At 40.6% G+C, this 24,053-nt stretch carries 15 protein-coding genes; 3 read left to right on the forward strand and 12 right to left on the reverse strand.

Going from position 1 to position 24,053, the window contains the following annotated elements; genetic code table 11:
- The 4 genes from C1N53_RS14610 to C1N53_RS14625 form a co-directional block, all read right to left on the reverse strand.
- Complete coding sequence (locus C1N53_RS14610) at nucleotides 1-867, reverse strand: hypothetical protein (RefSeq protein WP_137760010.1); 867 nt, start codon at nucleotides 865-867, stop codon at nucleotides 1-3.
- A gap of 164 nt (nucleotides 868-1,031) precedes the next feature.
- On the reverse strand, nucleotides 1,032-1,904 hold the full coding sequence (locus C1N53_RS14615; protein WP_137760011.1) for a glycosyltransferase family 2 protein: 873 nt from the start codon (nucleotides 1,902-1,904) through the stop codon (nucleotides 1,032-1,034).
- 179 nt (nucleotides 1,905-2,083) lie between these two features.
- Complete coding sequence (gene ahcY / locus C1N53_RS14620) at nucleotides 2,084-3,391, reverse strand: adenosylhomocysteinase (RefSeq protein WP_137760012.1); 1,308 nt, start codon at nucleotides 3,389-3,391, stop codon at nucleotides 2,084-2,086.
- 155 nt (nucleotides 3,392-3,546) lie between these two features.
- Complete coding sequence (locus tag C1N53_RS14625) at nucleotides 3,547-4,236, reverse strand: DUF4397 domain-containing protein (protein ID WP_137760013.1); 690 nt, start codon at nucleotides 4,234-4,236, stop codon at nucleotides 3,547-3,549.
- 151 nt (nucleotides 4,237-4,387) lie between these two features.
- On the opposite strand from C1N53_RS14625, the gene C1N53_RS14630 reads away from it, so the two are divergent.
- The 3 genes from C1N53_RS14630 (at nucleotide 4,388) to C1N53_RS14640 (ending at nucleotide 6,131) form a co-directional block, all read left to right on the forward strand.
- Entirely contained in the window at nucleotides 4,388-5,596 is a 1,209-nt protein-coding gene (locus C1N53_RS14630) for a class I SAM-dependent methyltransferase (protein ID WP_137760014.1), read from the forward strand.
- A 56-nt stretch (nucleotides 5,597-5,652) separates the two neighbouring features.
- A complete protein-coding gene (locus C1N53_RS14635) occupies nucleotides 5,653-5,886 on the forward strand; it encodes a hypothetical protein (RefSeq protein ID WP_137760015.1) in 234 nt (77 codons plus the stop codon).
- Between the two features lie 62 nt (nucleotides 5,887-5,948).
- On the forward strand, nucleotides 5,949-6,131 hold the full coding sequence (locus tag C1N53_RS14640; protein ID WP_137760016.1) for a hypothetical protein: 183 nt from the start codon (nucleotides 5,949-5,951) through the stop codon (nucleotides 6,129-6,131).
- Nucleotides 6,132-6,237: 106 nt separating this feature from the next.
- On the opposite strand, the gene C1N53_RS14645 is transcribed toward C1N53_RS14640, so the two are convergent.
- The 8 genes from C1N53_RS14645 to C1N53_RS14680 form a co-directional block, all read right to left on the reverse strand.
- The gene (locus C1N53_RS14645) at nucleotides 6,238-8,043 is read right to left on the reverse strand and encodes a glycoside hydrolase family 9 protein (protein ID WP_137760017.1); all 1,806 of its coding nucleotides are present in this window, start codon (nucleotides 8,041-8,043) and stop codon (nucleotides 6,238-6,240) included.
- Nucleotides 8,044-8,240: 197 nt separating this feature from the next.
- The gene (locus tag C1N53_RS14650; protein WP_137760018.1) at nucleotides 8,241-9,041 is read right to left on the reverse strand and encodes an IPT/TIG domain-containing protein; all 801 of its coding nucleotides are present in this window, start codon (nucleotides 9,039-9,041) and stop codon (nucleotides 8,241-8,243) included.
- A gap of 191 nt (nucleotides 9,042-9,232) precedes the next feature.
- A complete protein-coding gene (locus C1N53_RS14655; protein WP_137760019.1) occupies nucleotides 9,233-10,867 on the reverse strand; it encodes a SusD/RagB family nutrient-binding outer membrane lipoprotein in 1,635 nt (544 codons plus the stop codon).
- Between the two features lie 11 nt (nucleotides 10,868-10,878).
- Entirely contained in the window at nucleotides 10,879-14,148 is a 3,270-nt protein-coding gene (locus C1N53_RS14660) for a SusC/RagA family TonB-linked outer membrane protein (RefSeq protein ID WP_137760020.1), read from the reverse strand.
- A 1,046-nt stretch (nucleotides 14,149-15,194) separates the two neighbouring features.
- Nucleotides 15,195-17,324 carry an IPT/TIG domain-containing protein gene (locus C1N53_RS14665; RefSeq protein ID WP_168194038.1) on the reverse strand — a complete coding sequence of 710 codons (2,130 nt, stop codon included), beginning with the start codon at nucleotides 17,322-17,324 and terminating at the stop codon, nucleotides 15,195-15,197.
- Nucleotides 17,284-18,456 (reverse strand): glycan-binding surface protein, encoded by a 1,173-nt coding sequence (locus C1N53_RS14670; RefSeq protein ID WP_137760022.1) that lies wholly within the window; start codon nucleotides 18,454-18,456, stop codon nucleotides 17,284-17,286. The genes C1N53_RS14665 and C1N53_RS14670 overlap by 41 nt, the downstream gene beginning before the upstream one ends.
- Nucleotides 18,457-18,489: 33 nt before the next feature.
- Nucleotides 18,490-20,199 carry a RagB/SusD family nutrient uptake outer membrane protein gene (locus tag C1N53_RS14675; protein WP_137760023.1) on the reverse strand — a complete coding sequence of 570 codons (1,710 nt, stop codon included), beginning with the start codon at nucleotides 20,197-20,199 and terminating at the stop codon, nucleotides 18,490-18,492.
- 18 nt (nucleotides 20,200-20,217) lie between these two features.
- Nucleotides 20,218-23,424, reverse strand: coding sequence for a TonB-dependent receptor (locus C1N53_RS14680; protein WP_137760024.1), 3,207 nt, complete (start codon nucleotides 23,422-23,424; stop codon nucleotides 20,218-20,220).
- Between the last annotated feature and the right edge of the window lie 629 nt (nucleotides 23,425-24,053).

The following is a 24,053-nucleotide window of genomic DNA, read 5'->3' on the forward strand; positions in this document are numbered from 1 at the left end:
TTACAAAAATAATTGATAGCCCTTTCGTGATGAAAGCCTATCAACTTTTATCTTTTTGTGCTTCTTACCTTCTTTAACTATTCGGATTATCCACTTAAATCGCTCTACAGCTTTCACAATATTGAAAACTACACGAACATTATTGTATACTTTATTTTTAAATTCAGTATTACTTAAATAGAATCTAGTACATGTTGTTTCAACATACCGGCTTCTTAGTTTTTTCCCATAGGCATACAAAAAGTCAGGAATATGCTCTTTTAAAGCCTCTAAATTTCCCTCACTTAAATGATTTACCATAAATGGAATTACATAACTTGTATAGCCAAGTATATCTGCTATAATACAAAGATCAGTACCATACAAGTGAAAGCCTGTTAGGTCTCCTGATATGGTTAGGTTAGTTGCTCTATTAATAATTAATAAATTTTCATCAAGTGAATTCACTTTTGCTGGTAAGTCTTCATTTAACATGATTATACCATCATTATTAATATGAAAAACTTTAGCATGATAACCATTACCACCTGCATTACCACATAGCGCCCATTTTGGATCTTTAGTGGTCAAATCCTGCAAACATTTGATTAACTCAACCTTAGTATCTAAACATCTTACATCCTGATGCACAATTATTAGGTACCTTCCTAAGGCTTGTTTAAAGAAGCCAGCAATAGCCTTGTATGCATCAAAAGCATTAGTATGAGAATTATCTACTATTAAATATTCGCAATCATCTACAAAACCGCATTTTTCAAAACTTTGCACCATCTCATAGTACTCATCTTGATTATTAACAATAGTACATATGGAAAACAAGTATGAGTAATCTGGGTCTACCTGTTTTAAGATTCGGGGATTTGCCATATTAATTTTTATAGAACCACTAGTTTATATAAACTAGCAGCAAAGCTCAAATAACCGTCAAAAAGCCATTAACTTATATTAAAACTTTATAGGTATTGTAGTAATAGGGAATTAAAAATTTTTAAGATCTCTACAAACGCTTCTAAAGCTTCATATCAAAAAACTCAAACAATCTTGTAGTTTTTATATTCAAACGGTCGGTACCCTGTTAATCGTTCAACAAATAGCTTAAACTTGTCTTTAAACCTATAATGTTTTTTGCTCAAGTCACGGCTGAAGCTCCAGTTCTTTCTCGCAATTCTTTCATGCATCACAGCAGGATGTTTTCCTTCAAACAATTTAATCGGCTCTATATCTGAAAAGTCAAATTGCTCCGCTTTTACAATGTGCTCTTCTATCCATTCATCTGAATGCCAAAACTTACGGCTGTTTTCATACTTCTGCTGCAAGGCTCGTGGTTCTCTTACCCAACCATAATGATGAATATATGCATCAATAAGCTTTACCCGTAACTTTTGGTTTTGCCCCTTTCTAAAACCTTGGGCATCCAGGTAAGAATAAATATCATTTCTCTTACGAACTACACGTATCTCACGTCTGTACCAGCTGGTTGCATCACCCTCATAGTCATAAGAGCCATAGAAATGCCTGTATTTAAAGAGTAGCCCATCTACCTGTGGGTCATCTTTATACCGTAGCATTGCTTCACGAACATTATTCAGATAATCTTCGTGCATTATCTCATCGCCCTGTATGTAAACTGCCCAATCAGCATCAGGAGCTATTGCAGCATAAGCTTTATCCGTTTCTACAGCCAATACCCTCCCGCCTATGCGCAAACTCTCATCCCACACTGTCTCAATTATTCGAATCTTAGGGGAAGCGATACTTTGTATCAGCTCTAATGTACCATCATCAGAATTGCCTACTGCCACTACCACCTCATCACATAAAGGGATTATAGATGTGATAGCCTCTATAATGGGATAATCGTACTTTACGGCATTACGCACAAAGGTAAAACCACTAACTTTCATGAATTGCAAGGTTAGGAACCATAAAACAGAGTTACAAATTTAATCTAATTACCCCAAGTAAGAATTAAATTTGAAAATATGTTTTATGTCTGGTGCATTTTCGGAATGATACTCTACCAGCTATAAAACAACAGAGGCCGATGCATTGCATCGGCCTCTGTTGTTTTAGTATATCAGAATTAATACCTGTAATACTCAGGTTTGAATGGTCCTTCTACTTCCACTCCAATATATTGGGCCTGCTCCTGTGTAAGCTCATCCAGTTCCACTCCAATTTTACCTAAGTGTAAACGGGCTACTTTCTCATCCAAATGCTTAGGTAAAGTATACACTTTGTTCTCGTATGCCTCGGCATTAGCCCAAAGCTCCAGCTGCGCCAGCGTCTGGTTTGAGAAAGAGTTAGACATTACAAATGACGGATGCCCAGTAGCACAACCAAGGTTTACTAAGCGTCCTTCTGCCAATACAATAATGTCTCTACCTTCAATGTTATAAAGGTCAACCTGCGGTTTTATAACATCTTTTGTATGACCGTAGTTGCCGTTCAGCCAGGCCATGTCAATTTCGTTGTCGAAGTGGCCAATGTTACAAACAATGGCTTTATCTTTCATAGAACGGAAATGCTCTTCTTTGATGATATCTTTGTTACCAGTAGCAGTAACCACAATATCGGCCTCTTTTACGGCATCAATCATTCTCTTAACTGCAAAACCATCCATTGCGGCCTGAAGCGCACATATCGGATCAATTTCAGTTACAATAACACGGGCACCGGCACCTCTTAAAGAAGCAGCTGATCCTTTACCTACATCTCCGTAACCAGCCACTACAGCTACTTTACCGGCCATCATCACATCTGTAGCACGACGGATCGCATCTACCAAAGATTCTTTACAGCCGTACTTGTTATCAAATTTAGATTTGGTAACAGAGTCGTTTACATTGATAGCAGGCATTGGAAGGGTACCGTTTTTCATACGCTCGTATAAGCGGTGAACGCCTGTAGTTGTTTCTTCAGAAAGACCTTTGATTCCGGCTGCAAGCTCAGGATACTTATCCAACACCATGTTAGTTAAATCACCGCCATCATCCAGAATCATATTAAGTGGCTGGCGATCTTCACCGAAAAACAACGTTTGCTCAATACACCAGTCAAATTCTTCAGCTGTCATACCTTTCCAGGCATAAACAGAGATACCTGCAGCGGCAATGGCAGCAGCAGCATGGTCTTGAGTTGAAAATATATTACACGAAGACCAGGTAACCTCCGCACCCAACTCTACCAAAGTCTCAATAAGTACAGCTGTTTGTATTGTCATGTGAAGGCAGCCTGCAATGCGTGCACCTGCCAATGGTTTGCTTTGTCCGTATTCTTCACGAATAGCCATCAGACCAGGCATTTCTGCTTCTGCAAGTCTGATTTCTTTGCGGCCCCAATCGGCCAGCGATATATCTTTTACTTTGTACTTAAGCTGTGTATCAATCATTTTCGTGCATTTATTTCTAAGAGAACAGCAAAACTACATAAATTGTTGCGTAACATCAACAATTGAAGGTTCTGTTCAGAAGCACCTTTATTACACAAACAACCAGTACTACCTTAACAGCAATACTGGTTGTTTGTATTATTGCTCAATCCATCTTATCTATTTACAATAACTTGTGCCCCAAGCGCATCATTATTACCGTTTGGAGGTGTTAAAAATCCTCTTGCAAATATCGTATAGATTTTTCCGGCTTGTAGTTGTACATTCGGTACAGATAAAACTACATCGGTTGAACCGGCCGGACGCACTTCTAAATTATAAGTTCCTCCAGCTACTGGTGTAAAGGCCGTTGCAGATTCAAAACTTCTGTTTGAAAATAGAACCGGACCTCCTTGTACAGCAACGTCAACGGCCGGTGCATCTGGAGATAAATGCACAAAACGTACGTGCGACTGACCTGAAGCCGGCATTGTTAGATCATCTTCTAATACAATGGGTTTTATCTCTGAGAGCATGTCCGCAGCAAATATCGTATAAAACTTATTACGCTCCAGATCCAGGTCTGCATCTATAACAGAGGTTGAAGTGCCAGCAGCATTAACTTTAATATTACGTGTGCCTTCAGGTACTTCCAGGTAGTTTGTATTGTTAGGATAAACTAATGCACTTGAGTTCACCTTAACATCATCAACCAGTAAGTCTACACCGGGAGCATCAGGGGATGCGTGCACAGCCATTACCTGAGCCTGATAAACAGTAGGTTCTGTAGTATCATCATCATTACAACTAGATAATGCAAGTGCTGGTAAAAGGATTAAAAGTAACGGTCTTAAGAGTTTTTTCATAGGAATTATTATTTATAATGTTTAACCATACTTATACAACACCTCATAACTCACATTGTTTAAAAATTGCATCATATCATTAAACAAAACTTTCAATTATAAATCCCCCTGCTCTCATAACTTTGTATCTTATTTAAAATTTAGCTCCGGAATGCGCACATTTACTTTAGAAGAAAAGGAATTTATACAAGAGCATCTTAAGCATGATCCTTCGCTATTAATTTTGCAGTCAGGCCGCTACTCCAACCTGGCTGTACTAGATCTTGTGCAGCAAATACAGGCAAGGCAGAAGGCGGCTTTTAAATTACCAACCTGGACTTCTTCTATTGATACTGTTTTCCCTCCGACTTTATCTGTAGAACAAACTTCTTCTGAGCAAACAGCAGCTTATAAAGCATCCTTGGTTACAGGTGATGTATTGATCGATCTGACAGGTGGCTTTGGTGTAGATAGCTTTTTCTTCGCCAAGAGCTTTCGTAAAGTTATTCACATTGAGCAACAGCCTGAGCTATCAGAAATAGCGGCATTCAACTTTTTGTTACTTGGTGCCCGGAACATAGAGGCCGAGAACAATACAGCTGAAGCTTTTTTAGAGCAATATAGTGGTATGGCTGATGTTATCTTTTTAGATCCTGCCAGGCGCGGAGAGCAAAAAGAAAAATTACACCTGCTACAAGACTGCCAACCTGATGTACTCCATCTTCTGCCTCTTCTCTTGAAAAAAAGCAAAGCTGTTCTTCTTAAAACATCTCCTATGCTGGATATAGGACTAGCCCTGGCTCAGCTTGGGAAGGTAGCAAAGGTATGGGTGGTAGCTGTTCAGAATGAATGCAAAGAGGTGCTTTACCTGATCCGGAACCAGGAATCTGATACAATAGCGCGTGTAGCAGTAAACCTGCTGCCGAATGGGGAAATACAGCAGATCACATTTACGAAAGAGCAGGAAGAAACCGTAATGGTAGAGTACCTGGAGCCGGCTACATATATTTATGAACCGAATGCCGCTATTCTAAAAGCAGGAGCATACAAATCGCTTAGTTCTATTTATAAAGTTGCTAAGCTTCATCCAAACAGCCACCTGTATACCTCACAAACTCTTATAGCTAACTTTCCGGGCCGCACTTTCAAATGCTTAGGCACAAGTCGCTACCATAAAAAAGAGCTGCTTGCAAAACTTCCGCCCTCCCACAAGGCAAATATTACAGTTCGGAACTTCCCGGAGTCCGTAGCTGCTATCAGAAAGAAAACAGGTATAAAAGAGGGTGGCGAGGTGTATTTATTCTTTACAACAGACCGGCAGCAAAAGCCTGTAGTCTTGATTTGCCAAAAAGTTTTTGCCTCCGGTTCATTCCCAATTTAATTCACTATATAAGGAACACCTTCGGCATAAGACCGTAAAAACTAGCTACTTAATTCATGAAAAATAAAATATTACCATTAAGAGCTATGATACCTACTTTAAAGCACCTTCAGAACAAACAAGAAACAGTAACTACAAGCAAGTCTCCAGGTTTAAAACAAGCTTCTTATAACAAGACTACACCCAATAATGCCGGCAGCTCCGGCAGGCACTCCCGCGACTGGCATAAGGCAGCAGCCAATTCTATGAGAGCTGACCAGGGCCGGCAAAGCAGGGACTTCAGGAATTAAACAAGTACCTCCTGCTATCGTACAATGAGTTTAGTAGTACTTAACTTTAAAGGAAGAAGATTATGAACGGAGATAATAAAGATCTGGCTAAAGGCCAGGAGAAACAGGATGAACTGACGAAAAAGTCACAAAGCAATAGTTCTGATACATCTAATAGCCTGGAAAGAGATGCGAAAGGTGATCCTGGTGTAAATAACTATACGCCTCAGAACCGAACAGATAATGAGCAGGATAATCAGAAGTAATTCTTAACCTGAGTACTGGAAAATATAAAAAAGGCCGCATACACTGCGGCCTTTTTTTCACATGAAACATTATAGTTTGGCATAAGCGGTTAACACTATACTTCTATTAAAATGTTGTATTTCCTTGCAATGCTTCTACTGCTCCTGCCAGGTAAACAAATGGCGCATTCCAGTTAATGGCAATTTCGTTGGAAGCATAAGAGCAATCATCATCTGTGTATACTTCGTCGGCAAAAGTTGACTGGTAGGTGGTACATTTGTCTTGTTTAGCAGCATTGGCATTGGTTCCACCGGAAAGCAGTCCTGGTATAGGCTCCTCAATACCATCTGCTATAGAAGGGCGGTGGTGCGGGTGCATCGTTGATTTTGTTCCAAAACCTGTCAGAAAAGAATAACCTGTTGCGTTCCTACCCAGCAGATAATCCATATTGCTGAGCGCTGCCTGCAAATACTTTTTATCTGATGTTAACTTATAAGCCTGTATTAAAGCTATACCCTGATTAGCAGCCACGGAACTACTTCCCCAAATATAATCCTTTTCTGACTTGCCCATTACGGTACGATAAGACCTCGTTGCAACACCTTCTACAAGTTCATCAGCAAAAGAAACCATACGCTTTTTAAGTTCTGGAAAATCTTTCTTTGCTGCAGCTGTTAAGTTATTCTGAAAGCGGGCTAAGGTATAATAGCCCAGCAAGCGAACCTGCGGCCAAGAAGGCAACGGCATGTCATTGTCAGGGAACATATTTACTGCTGCATAAAAGCTTTCATCTTTAGTGGTAACATATAGTTCAGAAGCAGCCCAGATAAATTCATCTCTATAATCTTTATCTTCATAAGCACCCGTTGTTACTTCAGGTTTAAACTTCTTGTTCATGGCATTCTGATCATAGTTTACATCCGGATGCTTCTGTGCCCATGCCCAGGCCTTTGTTGCTGCAGTTAAGCAGGAGTCTGCCAAGCCAGGAAACTCATTGTTATAAGCTTTGTATACACGGCTTGCCTGTGCCATTACTGCTGCAAAATCTAAAGTGGCCGCTGTACCTTTCTGCACTACATACCTTGGTTTGGTAGCTTCAGCAGGCATAATCATACCGTCGAAAGAAGGATTTGTTAGTTTGTTATACACACCGCCATCGTAAGGGTCCTGCATAGCCAGCATCCAGCGCAGGTTCCACAGCACTTCATCCAGCAGATCCGGTACGCTATTGCCGCTTTCCGGAATATTCAATTCCAAGGCTTTGTAAAAAGCTGGGAAATCTTCGTAAGCCGACAGCATAGTACCCATGGTAATGCCACTGTTAACGATGTACTTGTTGTAATCTCCGGCATCATACCACCCCCTTGGAGCAGAAATAACAGCTCCGGCTGGTCGTTGAGGCGAAGCAGCTGAGGGATGGATAAACACCTTGTTATCCGGATGGCCAGCGGCACGATGCCATTTACCTGCATATTGCTCCGGCAAGTCTACTGACAAACGCTGGTAGTAAAAGCCTTTTATAGCTGCAACTGCTACATCTCTATGCACATTTTCTGCAATCTCAAATGCATACGAGTGGCCAACACCCGGAATCTCTACCACATAGCTGCCTGCCTTTGTAAAAGCAGTAAAGTCAGCCACGCGGGTAGGCTTCTGCGAGAATTCAGAGGCTTTAGAGGCAGAAAGGTCACCGGTAAAAACGGTTTCTTTCAAATCAGCTGTTTTTATAAAAAATTTTCCTCCTGCATGTTCTCCCACTAAAACAGCAAGCTTTTCAGCATTAGGATAAAAACCAACCTGGTTTAAACGAATGGCATCTGTTACCACAGCAGTCTGTTCTCCTGCATCCGAGTTCTGCTGGGCAGAGGAGCAGGAAATGCAGATGCAACAAACTAAAATAATGAATTGAAGAAAAATAGCCTTTATTGACATAACTGTATTTTCGTTTTACAATGTTACTGTAAGCTTTGAGTAATCTGCATGATATGATCAAGATAAAAAATAAAACTAGCAGCTTCTTAAACAATAAATCCTCCAGGCCCCAGGTACAACGTGTATCTCACGGGCAGGAGGATTTATTGTTTATGCTTTATAAGGGCATCATAACCGCAACTACTTAGTTCTATCCGCTAGTCTAGTCCAAAGGCATCTACATAAATAAGTGTTCCACCCTCTTCATTCTGAAGGTTTAGCTCATTTATATCAACAGGATTTCCAAGTTCAGAAAGAGGAATGCTATAAGACACATAATCTTCCGTAAGCACAATCTCTTTTTTAGGACCTTCTGTTCCAGCAGTGGTTTTTATGAATAGATGGATTTTCTTTCCATCCATACCTGCACCACCCATAACAGATATCATTACTCTGGAGTAATCTGCCAGCCTGAATGGGTTCGGATTTGTTGGGTGCAGTTGAAAACCACCCCAAGCGTCGCTCCAAGATATTTTCATATTTCTTGTGCCTGCACCTTCCATCGGATTCTCATTGTTGGCCATATCAGAGGCAACGCCTCCCCAGCCACCCCATGCTTCCCAATCAGCATGAAGCGCATCATTAAAAATAACATAGTCAGGCATTGCAACCGCACCTTGTACTTCAAAATTAACTACCGAAGAACCAGAAGAACCTGTTAACCTTACCTGCTGGCTTCCTGCCTCCGCATCTTCTGGTATAGTTATAACAATGCTGTTATCTCCTGCTATGCGAAAGTTACCTGCATCAAGTTCCAAATCTCCAATTCTTACTGAACTAATGCCAGCTAAGTTTCTCCCCATGATCGTCACTTCTGTACCTGGCACACCTCTTACCGGAGCAATAGAAGCTATCCTAGGATGTAGGTCAACATAATCCTCCTCATCAACACATCCTGTTACCATGAATGATAGTAGAGGAACAGCCAGGAGCCAAAAAAACTTATAAATCTTATTCATCTTAGTTTAGATTATTGTGTTACATCTTCATTTCTGATGTGAATTAAAATTTTAAGAAAGCTGAAGAAGTGCTTTGGGCTGATCTGTTTAGAGCCGGTTTACAGGTACATCTTGTACAGATTATAAGTTAGCCCTTTGCCACCTTCTTCGCTTTCAGCAGCATATTCTAAAGCTTTATGCTATAATTCAGATTACTGTGCATCCCACCAAACACGGTTCAGCCAATTGTCGCCGCCCATTCTGCTGATGGCTTCGTTATAATTCGCGCTGTTTTGTATAGCTTCAGATGACGGATAAAACAAACGCCTAGGAATAACGCCATTTGTTGTACTTACCTCTCCTTCAGGAGTTCTTGTAAACGGCACCAGTTGAGGATAGCCGGTTCTTCTCCAGCTAGAATAAGCCTCAGCACCATTTAAGAAGAAGTTTAACCACAACTGTTCACCAATAGCTTCCAGTTTATCCTGAGTATTACCGCCTCCAAAAATCGAAGCATAGCTTTCTTTAAACGTATTTAAAGCAGTGGTAGAAGTGGCAGGAGCACCAGGGTACTGTTCAGCCGATGCAACTGCTGCCTCAAGGCCTTGCATAAAGTTTTCCTCAGCTGATCCGGGCACATTCCAACCACGTACAGCAGCTTCTGCCAGCAAAAACTTCACTTCTGCATATGTCAAATGAAAAAATGGTGCATTTAGAGCCGCTACATATTTGCTTGGCTGCATAAATTTTTCTTGTGAGCCAACCGTAATTGTTTGGCCATCGGCAACTCTTACATTTGGTTGATCTGCCCAAGCACTCCAGGCAAAGTAGCCAGGCTCAATACCCATTTGTAAGTATGGCGTAATATCGTTAGCTGCAGGATTGCTTTCAGCATCTCCCGGATATATGCCTCCTGCTTCTACTTTCAGATAAGTGCCGCCAAAAATGAACAGGCGCGGGTCGTTCTGGTTCTTCATCAGATTAACCAAAGGTCTTGTCAGCCTGTAGCTTTCAGAATTATTTGTAGATTGGAATACCTGTGATCTGCCATTACCTGTAATGTCTCCGGAGCCGGCTGTAAAAGGAGTTGCAGCGTGCCTGGTTACAGCATTATCTGCAACAGACTCCATTAAACCACCAGGCGCAGCAATAGCCGCTGCTACCTGTTTCTGTGCTTCAGCAGCATTTACTTTGGTTAGTCTCATCCCTAAGCGTAACCGCAGAGAATTACCAAATTTACGCCACTTGTTCACATCGCCGCTGTACCAGATATCACCTGTTGCTCTAGGCCTTGCATTGTCCATGCCCCTTACAGCCTCATCTAACTCTTTAAAGAAATCAGCATATATGGCTTCCTGTTTATCGTATTTTGGAAGAAATATTCCTTGCGTATAACCTTGTGCTGCTTCAGAGTAAGGAATATCTCCATATAAATCTGTGAGCTTGGCAAATATGTATACCCGCATCATTCTGGCTACAGAATTCATATTTACCTGATTCGGATCATTTGCAGTAACCCTTATAATATCGGTTATGTTTTTTATTTCCCTGGGATACGTCTGCTCCCATAACGAATAAAAATGACTTCTTTCTGTAGTGCGGTATTGCCCGCCATGCTGCACCCACCAGGAGCCGCTCAGTTGTTGAGCTAGTGGTGATGTAATTCCCAGGTCTTCATACCAGACAAGCTCTCTGTTGCCTGTCATGTCGAGCTGTATTTTAGTTAACTGCGTACCCGGTTCAACTTCCGCAAAACTAGCCGGGTTTACATTTAATTCATTAAAATGATCTGTACAACCTTGTAATACCACAAGTATGGCTGCAACTATAAAGGATACTTTTTTCATTCTTTTCTTAATTAAAATCTTACTACCAGGTTAACACCGTATCTTCTCCTTGCAGGAAGTGAGCCATACTCAAAGCCTTGCCCATTGCTGTTATTATAGCTTGACTCCGGATCGATATTAGGGACATTCTTGTAAAGAATAGCCAGGTTTCTGCCTATAACACCAACCGTGATAGACTGAATCGGTAATCCTTTTAAAACTGTCCTGTCGAAGGTGTAGTTTAGCCCCAGATCTCTTAGTTTTATATAACTTCCATCATATATAAAGCCTTCAGGACTCTGTGCATATGCATTCCAGTAAGCAGATGGAGAAACAGGAACAGTGTTTGCCTCTCCGTTTTCATTTACACCTGCACCTATAAACCCACGCCCGTTTTGCGGCACATTAGCCATTACTTCGGCACTAGAAGCCCCCGGATTAGCATCCTGATAAGCTCTTACCGCCTGCTGATATTCATTCCAGGATTCACGCCCGGCCTCTGTATCGATGTGGGATCCGTTCTGATACATCTGTCGGTTTGTCATAGAATAAATATCCCCGCCTTTTCTTATATCAAGCGTACCTCGTAACTCAAATCCTTTATAAGAGAAAGAGTTAGTTAAACCACCTGTCCAATCAGCCAGAGTTTCTCCCAGAACAATATCCTCTTGCTGAGTTCTCATGGGTAATCCGCTGGCATCATGTACAATTCGACCTTGCGCATCACGAAGAAGAGCAGGACCTACAATAGTTCCGAAAGGTCTGCCCACTTGTGCCACAATCTGGGCACTTGCCCAACGGGCTTGGTCAACTACAAAGGCATCCAGTTCATTGGTAATCTGTACTACTTCATTTCTGTTTTTAGCAAAGTTCACAGACAGGTCCCAACGGAAACCATTGGCAAGTTCAACTGGAGTGGTACGTAATAAAATTTCAACTCCGGTATTTTTTAACTCACCCGCATTCAGAGCGGCTCTTTCGAAACCGGTTGTAGTTGGTACCGGAATTTGCAGCAGGACATCACTTGTTACCTCATTATAGAAGGTAAAGTCGATGCCTACTTTATCCAAGAATAAACGCACATCAGCCCCAAGTTCGAAAGAAGTCTTGATTTGTGGTCTCAGGTTAGCATTTGGAATGGTTGTACCTAAAATTTCACCCATTGGCATGCCGTTGTAATACCTGCCCGTTAGCCTATAAGCAAAGTTTGTCTGATAAGGCGAAAAGTCACTGCCAACCTGACCATAAGCTGCCCTGATTTTACCAAATGATAGTACATCTGATTTTATGTCTAGAGCATCTGTCAGGACAAGGCTCGCATCAACTGCCGGATAAAAGAAGGAATAATCATTTGTATTTTCTTTTGTTGTTAATGTAGAGGCCCAGTCCTGTCTGCCTTGCAGGCTAAAGAAAAGATAGTCTCTGAAGCTAAAATTAGCAGTAGCAAACACAGAGTAAATATCTCTGTCTCCTGGAATTGGCGTAACATTAACATTAGCAAAATTGGTAATGTTATCGCCACCGGCTTTGCCGGCCTGTGTTCCTAATATTTGTGTTCCTTCGCTACGATACCTCATAATGTTACCTCCGAAGGAAGCTCCAACCGTGATGTCGCTTGTTACATCTTTGTTGAAGTTAAAAATACCCTGATAGTTCGTTTCGCTAACGTTTGACTCGAACAGGTTTAAGGAACCACCCACCCTTGTAGGCGTACCAATGTCTTCAAATACCTGGTTACTAAACCTGAAAAAGTCTGTACCCGCCTGCAGGTTCAGGTTAAACATATCGTTAAACTTATAACCCACATTAAGTAATCCGTTTACTCTGCGCTTCGAACTGGCATTATTTGTTCTATTCAGGGTCCAGTATGGGTTTGCTCTGTACTGATCACCACTGTATGGTATATAGGCACCGGATTCATTTTCATAATAACGCAGCCACTCCTGGTCAAAATTTAAAGCAAGACCAGCCAATGCGTTACCTATATTGTTTAGTTCGTCACCTAAAGCAGGTCGAAATCTTACTCTTTCATCTGTCAGGGCTACTTTACCATCTACGGTTAACCCTTTCGAAATTTTACTAGAAGCCCTTAGCGTAATGTTATTTCTGTCTACACCGCTTTGTGGAAAAACATCTTCAATATCAGTATTTGAGTAAGAGGCCCTGAAATTGGTTTCTTCATTACCACCAACTACTGCCACTGTATTTAATAACGTTCTACCAGTACGGTAAAAAGACTGCGCATTATCATCAATTATCTGATAAGGTCGAATCGAACCATCTGCCTGTATACGCTCTGCAAAATTAGGATCGCCGAATCTGGGGCCCCAGTTTTGAGTTATATCATTGGCATTTATCGCATCTCTGGGAAATACCCCATTCTGCCCCTGGCCATAAGTTTGCTGCCGGTCTTTATACACAGTGCTGATCTGGTCAATAGTGGTGTTGCTGTTCAACTCTACCCCTAAGCCTTTTCTGTTTTTACCAGACTTAGTTGTAATCAGAATTACTCCATTTAAGGCACGGCTACCATAAAGAGCTGCTGCGGCAGAGCCTTTCAGCACAGAAATAGACTCAATATCGTTAGGGTTTATATCAGATAAACCATCACCTGTGTCATAGCCTCCACCATAAACACCAGTACCAACACCACCTCCGACATTTCCATTTACGGCTGGCACGCCATCTATCACATAGAGCGGTTGGTTGTTTCCATTCAATTCACGGATACCACGAATAACAACACGGTTCGATCCTGTGGGGCCGGCAGTACTACCGGAAACATTTACACCTGCCACTTTACCGGCCAGCGAGGAAATCGGATTGGTTTCGCCGTTACCAGTTATTTGCTCATTAGATACTTCAGAAACTGCATATCCTAAAGATTTGGTTTCTCTTTCTATTCCCAAGGCAGTCACAACTACTTCGCTGAGCACTTTCTGATCTTCTGCCAGGGCTATAGTTAGCTGTGACCTGCCGTTTACACTTACTTCCTGTGTTACGTAGCCAATATATGACACCTGGAGTACAGCATTTTCTGCCGCTTGCAGGGTAAAGTTACCTTCCACATTAGTAACAGCACCGGTAGTTGTTCCTTTTACCCGAACACTTACACCCGGCAACCCACTATTATCTGCGGCCGAAATTATCTTACCTGTAATAGTTTGAGTTGTTTGTGCAAAGCCAACAATGCTCTGCAATAGCATTAATACTACCAGCAAGGGAGTATACTTTAATTTTCTGAATGAAATACTTACAGGATTATCCACTGAATATTTCCTGTGAAAGTACAGATGCTTCATTGTGTCTATGGATTTTGTTAATGTAAATTTTAATTTATTGTATTGAGATTAACTGCTGATCCTTCAGCTATCTTATTGTCTGATGTGTCTTCCATTCGTTCATACTTTATTAAGTTCGGTCGGCTTTTTCTCCTTTCTTATTTTTATACAATTATACCTCGTGAGCAATCACTTATACCCAAGCGGTCAAATATTACCTTTAGTCGGAATTTAAAGTTACCAATTACTTAATAGCTGTACCGGATGAAATGTTTCTGATGTATACCTAAAATGTTAAAGGTCTATTTAAAGCTATTTCGAAGGTGTTTTTAAGTTTCTAATAACAGAACTGCTTAAAGCAAATCTTATGAAAACTGCCAGCAACTATTACTTTAAAACTATAGGAAGCATTGTTGCAAATTCAGCCATTGTTCACAATAACTTCATTTTATTATATTATTTGCCATTATACCAGATTTCTGCTTAAGCCAAAGAAATAGGTAATAGTAGATTTATGTCTACTGAAGTGTAAAACATTCTGCCTGATGATAAGAGGTATAAGGGCATCGCATGATTGTACCCTTTATGAGATTAATCAGATAAAAGCAGTAGATTAAACCTGGTGAGTTTTATAAAAAGAGTGGTTGTTGAGCATTTAAATTGGCACGGAAAACATTAACAGAGTGAGCATTTACTACACCTATACTTCATCAAAAAGCCGACATACCATCTTTTGCTACTATACTGGTTTTCCCTTTTCGGGTGTAGGGGGCTATGTTCATCGTATAAAATGCATCTCTTTTTGTTCTACAGCATTTCCTCCTGGACAAGCTGCTTATATTTTTTTAGTGGCGCAACCAGAAAGAGTAGCATCTTAATTTTAATTTTTGCTCAGAAACTCCTGGCATAGCAACCAGTAAAACAAAAGCTAACATCGTACACAATCTTATAATTGTATGTTTAGCAGGTACATTGTCTATGGCATATCCTCACATATGTTCTTTAGTAAAAACAAAGAGGCTACCCGTATCAAGGATAGCCTCTTTCTACTGTTGAAAAAAAATCTATTACCTAAACCCAATGTGGTCAAACCACATCTCTCCGCTTATCTCTGATTGGAACCGAATGTCAGACCAGGTGGCTGGGTTTCTGACTCCATTGTTATCTGTAAGATCAGCCAGTTGAATAGTAACCTCTGTCCATTTGCCTTCTACAACAGTAAATGTTGTTCGATCATCCCAGTTACCTGGATTAACAAGCAACCTGACTTTACCATTTACACCTGGAGCACCATATACCCAAAATGTAAATTCAGTATACTTTCCGGCAGGTGCAGCCGCTGTACTAAAACCACCGCCCCAGGATCCCCATTGGTTTATATTCACTTTTATGGCCTTTGATCCAACAAGTACATGCTCTGTATTAGCTAGATCAGGCTTATTAGCTCCTGTTGTCCATTCCTGCCATCCGTTTTGCAAAGCATCTTCATATAGCGCATAAGCTAATGGTGCCGGCCCGCCAGTTCCAACTTCAACAGTCTGGCTCGTTTCTATTTCAAGATTACGAACAGTTACAAGCGTTAACTTACCTGTCTTTGCATTTGCAGGTACACCTAAAATGATCTGCGAAGCTGTTTGAGCTAAAAAGCTTGTTACTTTTGCGCCTCCTACAAAACGTACTTCTTTAATCAGATTTAAACCAGATCCATTAAGTGTTAAATATGCACCTGGCAGTACCGGGGAAGGAGTAAGAGAAGTTACAGCAGGTAAAACAACTTCAACTTCAGTTTGGGTTGTTACTTCAAAGTTACTGGTTGTTACTAATTTTAGAGCACCACTTCTGGCATTATTAGGTATGGTAACAACAATTTGACTAGCTGTTTTACTTACAAAGTTTGAGACAGAAGCATCACCATTGAACACTACAGATTTAACAAGATCCAGATTAGTACCTGTAATTGTTAGGTTAGCTCCAGGATCAACCGGTGATGGAGTAGCATTTGTAATGGCAGGTAAAACAATTCTAAGTTCAGCCGCAGTTGTCACAGAATAGTCACCACGTTTTGTAATGAATTTTAGGTTTCCGGCTGTGGCTTTGTTCGGAACAGTTACTACAATGCTGCTGCTGCTCTGACTTACAAACGTTGAGGCAACTGCTCCTTCTCCGTTGAAAACGACTGATTTTACATGATCGAGATTGGTACCACTTATTGTAAGATTAGCACCATGCTTAACTGGATTCGGAGTCATAGAGGTGATTGCTGGTAGTACAAGCTTTAATTCGACCTCTGTTTCTGTTGCTACTAACGAATTTTTCGCAACCAGTGTAAGGGAACCGGCATTTGCATTATTAGGCACCTTTACCACAACCTGGTTAGCTGTTTGGCTAACAAAATCAGAAACTCTTGTACCTCCTGGAAATACGATGGCTCCAAGCAAGTCCAAATCAGTACCAGTTAATGTCAGGTTTTCTTCATGTCTGACTAAGCCAGGCGCTAAAGCCGTCACAGTTGGTAATGCAACAACAAACTCTTCTTCCGTTTCAAGCTCTAAAGGCTCTGTACCACCTGTTAAAATCAGCAATTTGCCTGTTTTCGCATTAACTGGCACAGTAAGAACTAGTTCAGAAGGAGTTTGAGATACAAACTCATCTACCGTATCAATGGGTTCAGTTGAAAATATAACCCCTGTTATCCAATTAAGTTTAGTACCTGTAATAGTAATATTGGCTCCGGGTCTTGCTTTTTCAGTTATAGTAGCAATAGTAACCGGCACTTCGAAACTTAGCACAGTTTTAGTTACCAGTTCTTGCCCGCCAGCAAGTTTAAGAGTAACCTTACCTTCAGTTGCTTCTGCCGGTATTATAAGCGTGATCAGTTCAGATGACTGTGCCTTAAAATCTGCTTTAGCAACTGTAACGCCGGGTAAGACAATAGCTTCTACTTTATTTAAATTTCTACCAATAAATCGCAGCTCTTCTCCGTGTTGAGCACCCGTCGGGCCAAAGCTTAATAATTCTACCTCACCCGAATTTGTAAGTGCATCATCGTCGTCGTCACACGAGGTAATGATACCGAAACATATTACCAGGCATACAAGCAATAGCAGCCTTATGTTATAAAAACTTTTCATATGTAATTTTTTTATTCTCTTGCTATTAAAGTGTAGTTGGTACAACACGGATATTATCCAGCCCAAAGTTTGCATTTACAGCCAGAGGACCACTAAAGTGAAAGGACACAACATAACCGTTCGGATTATACTCGAACTTATTTTTATCATTGTTATTTGCCTCCAGAATATCCTCAAATGGAATGCTTACAGTTTGCCACTCACCTTCAGTATTAAGGTTAGGCTTCCAGGTATAACTGCCATTGTCTCTGTCGCCAACAGCACCATTTCCCATATACATCTTAATTTCAGCACCAGTAAGCGAAGCCAAGGTATTAATTTCAAACTTCATGCTATACTTAGCAGGATTTGCAAATGCATCGGCAGGTATATTTTTTGTATCCTCTTTTATTGTACCTTCTCCTACCCACATTTCGAACCAGCCCCAAGCACCAAGATTTCTATTTATGCGCATGAACTTACCATTAATTGCCTCTATTTCAGCATCTGATTCTTTGATAAAGTCCTTTCCATGCCACCAGCCAGAAAAATCGGTATTCTCGAAACCAGCAATAATGTTTCGGTTATCGCGGAACCAGAAGGCCGACTTTGATTGCCCAAAGTAGGTTTTAACAGTTATAGGCCCAGGTTCTGCTCCCTCCGGAACCCGTACATGCAACCTGTTATTATCCTCAACTGATACAACTTCTCCTTGTGCTCCACCAGTAAAAGTTACAACAATAGGCTCATGTTCGTAAAAGAAATCACCTACTATGGTGGCTATGTCTCCTGCATTCACATACTCACTCATTAAATTTGTAAGTAGCGGCTTGCTTATTCTAACTTCAAAATCATGAAGCAATACCTCTCCATTGGCAAAAACAATCTTTAGCTTATCAGTGATATCTGTAGGAATCTGGGTCGGTACCCTGGTAATAATAGTTGTATTCGTAATGAAAGTCGGGCTTAAGGATCCTTGCCTATCATTAAACCAGATTTCACGTGCGTTCTGAAGGTTCTGACCTATAATGGCAATCATGGCGCCCTGGCCAGCCTTAACAATAAGCGAATCAGACGCATCAGGTCTGGTTATTCTGATATATTGAATGACCGGCTTTCCATCGTTCGGAAGATCATCTTCTTTCGAACAAGCTGAGAACATTCCTACCATTGCAAAAGCAAGGAAAAGGAACAGCAGTGATTTATAATTTAATTTCATTTTGCAGTATTTTTATCTCAATGAATATTGATATTACCCCCCAAAGTCATAAGGTACAGGCTCTTTTCTCAGGTTAGGAGCTTGACTTGCCTCTGCCGCAGGTATTGGAAGGAGGAAATTCCCAGAATTTGCATTTGCTTTTCTGCCTTCAAACCAGGATGTTTTAGTAAAAGTCCAACCAGTAGGATTAGGCATTCGGTCGGGTTTAATTACAAAAAGGCCCCTATCCTGTTCGTTTATAATTTTATAAGCTTTATCAGGATCATAATAATGTAGCCTTACTAAGTCGTACCAAGCTAATCCCTCCATCGCAAATTCTTTAATGCGCTCATGGAATATTACATCCCATGTAAGTGCATCTTCATATTCAGGTAAACCAGCACGCATATGCACCACATTAAAATATTCCAAAGCCTTTGCATCATTAGTCGACGCATTGTTACCAAGTGCTGCTTCAGCATAAGTAAGATACATCTCTGAAAGCCTCAACATATAGGTATTGTTAGGATAACGCTGTGCTATAGCCTGGCCTCCTACATCTTTCGCCTTACCAACCACATATTTTTTAATGCTTGCAAAGCTTTGATCCGCATCATTTCCCGGAGCCGGGAAAACTAAACGCTGTTCAGATTCTACACCTGCATCGTTTCTTACAGTCTGGCTTATCTCAGGATATTGAAAACCTGGCAACATGTAGGTTGCTTTCAGACGCTGGTCAACTGTAAAGCCAGGCCGAACACCGTCATCATCTTCTGTACTTAGGTTCCCTTTGTCAATCAATCCATCATAGAGGCTCAACATCCACCAGGATGCTCCTAGGTCACCTCCCCAACCATCACCATTTGCAATATCGTTGCTAAAGGTAAGCTGAGAAACCATGGTATTTGCATAGCCATAATCGGTCGTAAAAACCCATTGCAGCTCAAATAATGATTCTGAATTATTATCATAAGGATACCTAAACAAGTTTTCATAATTAGGTAGCAGCGCATAAACATTGCTTTCAATCACTCTTTGCGCATATTCCTTTGCTTTATCAAGATATTCCTGATTCCTGGTTTTACCAGAACTTCCTACGCCTGCTCTTGTAAGGTATGTTCTGGCCAACATGCCTTCAGCCGACCATTTTGATATTCTTCCAGGTTGTACAGGCTTTGAGGGCAGATTAGCCGCAGCAAAAAGATAATCCCTTGTGATAAATTCCCAAACACTCTCCACTGTATTTCGGGTAAGGTCTTTATCATTTAGTAAAGCAATATTATTCTCAATAATAGGTACAGGACCATAATTTGAAACAAGATAATAATAAGCTGTGGCTCGCATAAATCTTGCTTCAGCGAGTGCATGATTTTTAACGGCCTCACTTACGCCTGCTCCTGCATATGTATTAATGTTTTGAATTAATGTATTTGCCTGACCAATTACAATATAAAAGGCACGATAAGCTTCGTTGTTTGATGAAGAAACAGCTGTAGTATTAAACAACACATCATCTCTGTAACCCCATGCACGAAAGGTAGTTCCTCCTCTTAAATCGCCTAGTGCCCAGGAAGCCTTATCTGCATAGTCTTTCCATACGACACTATATAAAGGCGCAGAAGCTGCCAGAAGCTGGTCATCGGTGCTGAAAAAGATAGCATCAACCAATGTATCTTGCGGAGGCCTATCAAGAAATTCTTTCCCACACCCTGTAAAAAGGGATAATGCCAACAATCCGCTTAGTATTACAAATTTATTTTTCATTTTGTCAGATGTCTTAAATTAAAAATCAATACCAATGTTAACAGAGTAAACTGGCGTTAATGGATACCGACCGTAATCAACTCCTATGGCTGCAGAATTAGGGTTTTCCAAGCCCCCTACGTGAGACCCCACTTCCGGATCAAACCCTGAATAGCCGGTAATAGTAGCAACGTTCTGTGCACTTATACCAATTCTGGCACCCCTGATAAAGCTTACTCTATCGGTTACTGACGATGGTAAATTGTAATTCAGAGTCACATTTTTAAGTCTTACAAATGATCCGTCTTCTACATATTTATCAGTATGACGGTCAAAGTTGTTGTTCCTATTGCCTCCTGACATTCTTGCGATTGTAGTTCCCGGATTCAACAGATATGGATTCCCTTCGTTATCAACCGCTACTTTAGCATAATCAAATGCTCCGACAAACAGGTTGCGGCCAAGATTGATATTATTAGGATTTGTATTCTCGTTGCGCAGATAATTGTAAATATCGTTACCTATGGTGCTAGTAATTAGGATGCTTAAATCAAATCCTTTATAAGAAAAAGTGTTCGTAAAGCCTGCGTAGTATTTTGGCCAAGGGTTACCTATAAAGGTTTGGTCTTCTCCTGAAATAATACCATCTCCATTAACATCCCGGTATTTTACATCACCTACCCAAATGCTGTTTTCCCCTATAGCATATTCTTTGCCGTCATTATCAGCGGGTAAAGCACTGTTCTCCAGTTCTTCTCTTGACTGGAAAATCCCTTCTTCTATATATCCATAAAACAACCATGGAGCCTGCCCTACGATGGAGCGCTGAGTCCATTCCCCCCATTCACGTGTGGTACGGTTAAGGATACTATTTTCGGTAGAAAGGCTTTTAAGCGTAGTTTTAAAATGAGATAGGTTGAAATTAGATTCCCATCTGAAATTTGAATGATCAATGTTTACTGTATTCAAGGTAAAGCTCCACCCTTTGTTACGCAAAGAACCAATATTAACCAAAGGAGCTGATACAGCACCATTACCATTCGTGCCCATGTACCAAGGCAAAGTAGCAGTTAAGATGAGGTTATCGGTGTCCTTAATATAGTAGTCTGCCTCAAGCTGTACTCTATTATCAAATAAACCTAGGTTTAAACCAAAGTTATTTGTTTTAGTCTCCTCCCACTGGAAATTCGGGTTAGGATATCTGTTTGCAATGAAACCTGTACCCCATGTTGTAGGCCCAGGAGAAAGTGTACCATAAATAGCACCACCACTACCCTGATTACCTGTAAGGCCTATTTCATACCTTAGCCTTAAGTCGCTTACAAACGGAACAGTAAAGAACTGTTCTTCTGAGACTCTCCAGGCAGCTGATAAGGATGGGAAATATCCCCATTTATTTTCAGGCCCAAAGTTGATCGATCCGTCAGCACGAAAAGCTGCCTGTATAATATAGCGGTCACCAAAGTTATAGTTAATCCTTCCCAGGTAAGACTCCATTGCCCAGTCACCATGCCCGCCTCGCGCAACGCTTGTTAAAATATCACCAGCATTCAGGTCAAGTATGTCGTTCGTCTGGAACTTGCGTCTTTCACCATAAAGTTGTCTCCAGGTTGATTCCTGGGCTTCATGGGTTGCCATAACATTGATACTGTGCTTGCCAAGCTGCTTTTGGTACTGAATCAACTGATTCCAGTTCCAGTAGGTGTTGATGTCGTCTCTATTATTAAGAGTAGCTTCAACATTCCGTTGATAGCCAAATTGGTATGTTGGTAAAAAATAAAGTGAATTAGCATAATTTATATTCCCATTTAAGGAGGTTCGTATATCTAATCCTTCAATAAGTTTGAAACCTAATGTTATCCCCCCTAAGAATTGCCTTCTGGTTAATTCGTTTGTTGTGAGATTAGCAAGGCCAATAGGGTTAGGGGGAGTAAACTGCTCAGCCGTATTAGTTGACGTAACAGTACCTCCACCATAAGTACCGTTCAAATTTCTTACAGGAATATGAGGAGGCAGTTGAATTGCTGTCGAAATTATATTCGATTGAGTTGTTGATAACCTTTCGTTAGTCTGTGCATAATTAAAGTTTGCTCCAATATTAAGCCACTTTTTAGCTTGGTTGTCTAAATTCAATCGCAGCGAATAACGATCAAACCCTGAACCTATAGCAATGCCTTCCTGATCTAAATATTCTCCGGAAAGGTAATAGGTAGTTTTTTCGCCACCACCACTTAAGCTTACCTGATGCTTTTGCATGGGAGCATTGTTAAATAATTCAGATTGCCAGTCTGTGCCTTCACCTAGTAAAGAAGGGTCCAGAAAATCTTCTCTTACTGTTCCTCCGGCAATGGCTTTGTACTCATTCTCCATCTGAGCATACTGCGGCAAATTCATAACGGCCAATCGCTTGGGAGGCGTTTGTAGGCTATATAGGTAAGAGTAATTTATTCTCACTTCACCAGCCTTACCACGTTTTGTTGTTATTAGCACAACTCCATTAGTAGCTCTTGAGCCATAAATAGCTGTCGCAGAAGGTCCTTGCAACACCTCCATACTTTCAATATCAGATGGATTTAAAGCCGCCAAAGGGTTTGTTCCGGAAGCAGAAGTTGAACCTTGAATTTGTACGCCATCAATAACATAAAGAGGTTCATTACTACCATTGATCGAGTTAACACCTCTAACATTTACAGAAATACCACCACCAGGTGCGCCTGTGTTTTGTGTAACATACACACCTGCAGCCCGGCCTTGGATAGCTTGTTCAATAGTTGTGTTTACAGTTTTCTCAATTTGCGCTGAACTGATGGTTGTTTGGGCACCCGTGATATCATTTCGTCTTAGCTCACCATACCCCGTAACCACTACTTCGTTAAGCATCTTCTGATCTTCTGCCAGAGAAATGTTAACCTGAGACCTTCCGTTTACATTTACTTCCTGTGTAGTAAAGCCTATGTAAGAAACCTGCAGCACCGCATTTTCTGGGGCCTGAAGTGTGAAATCACCATCTGCATTAGTAACTGTTCCTGTTGTACCGCCCTTTACCCTTACACTTACTCCAGGTAATGCTGTTCTATCGGTAGCTGATGTAACTTTACCTGTGATTGTTTGTGCTGTTTGAGCAAAACTGCAGATGCTCTGCAGTAGAAATACAGCAACCAATAACGGTGCTATTTTCCATTTGCTACTTAAAATACATACAGGAATACCTGAAAAGTATTCTCTGTAATAGTAAATATGCTTCATATAATATAGATTTTGGTAATATTAGTTTTAACTTATTTTCATTTTATCAACCTAACTCCTTCCACTCACCTCCAGTCTCTAAACCTGTTAACCCGTTTTGTAGCAGAGCTACTACAATTACTTAAACTTTTACACTATCTACTTGTGATTAATCACTTATAAAAAAAATTAAAAGTGGCCTTTTAATTGAGCTAAAGATAATAATCAGGATTTAACCGCAGTAGCTAAAATGTTTCTGATGTGGAGACACAATGTTAACACCCTCTAAAATCAGGTTATAAAGGCTTCAAATCTTGTGTTATAGCATTTTTATTTATACAGTTTACTTATTTTCAGTCAACCACTCATACCCTAACCAGAAGAAATACTTACTATACCTGTAACAAAGACGCCAACGTTGGCATCATCATAATTAAACCTTTGTTAATGATGATGATGTGGCAAACTATATGTTATAAAATTTCTAAAACACATCTTGGTTATTACATAATTGATTACTCCAAACATCTCGCAGCAGCTCCACTAAAACAGTGACTAATCACATGTTCTAAAATGCATCTAAAGATAGGCTGTGCAACCCTAGTAAAGCAATCTCAGTTTTGAAACTTTTTTATCATTCTTTTGACCAA

Source organism: Pontibacter sp. SGAir0037 (genome assembly GCF_005491705.1).
GTDB lineage: Bacteria > Bacteroidota > Bacteroidia > Cytophagales > Hymenobacteraceae > Pontibacter.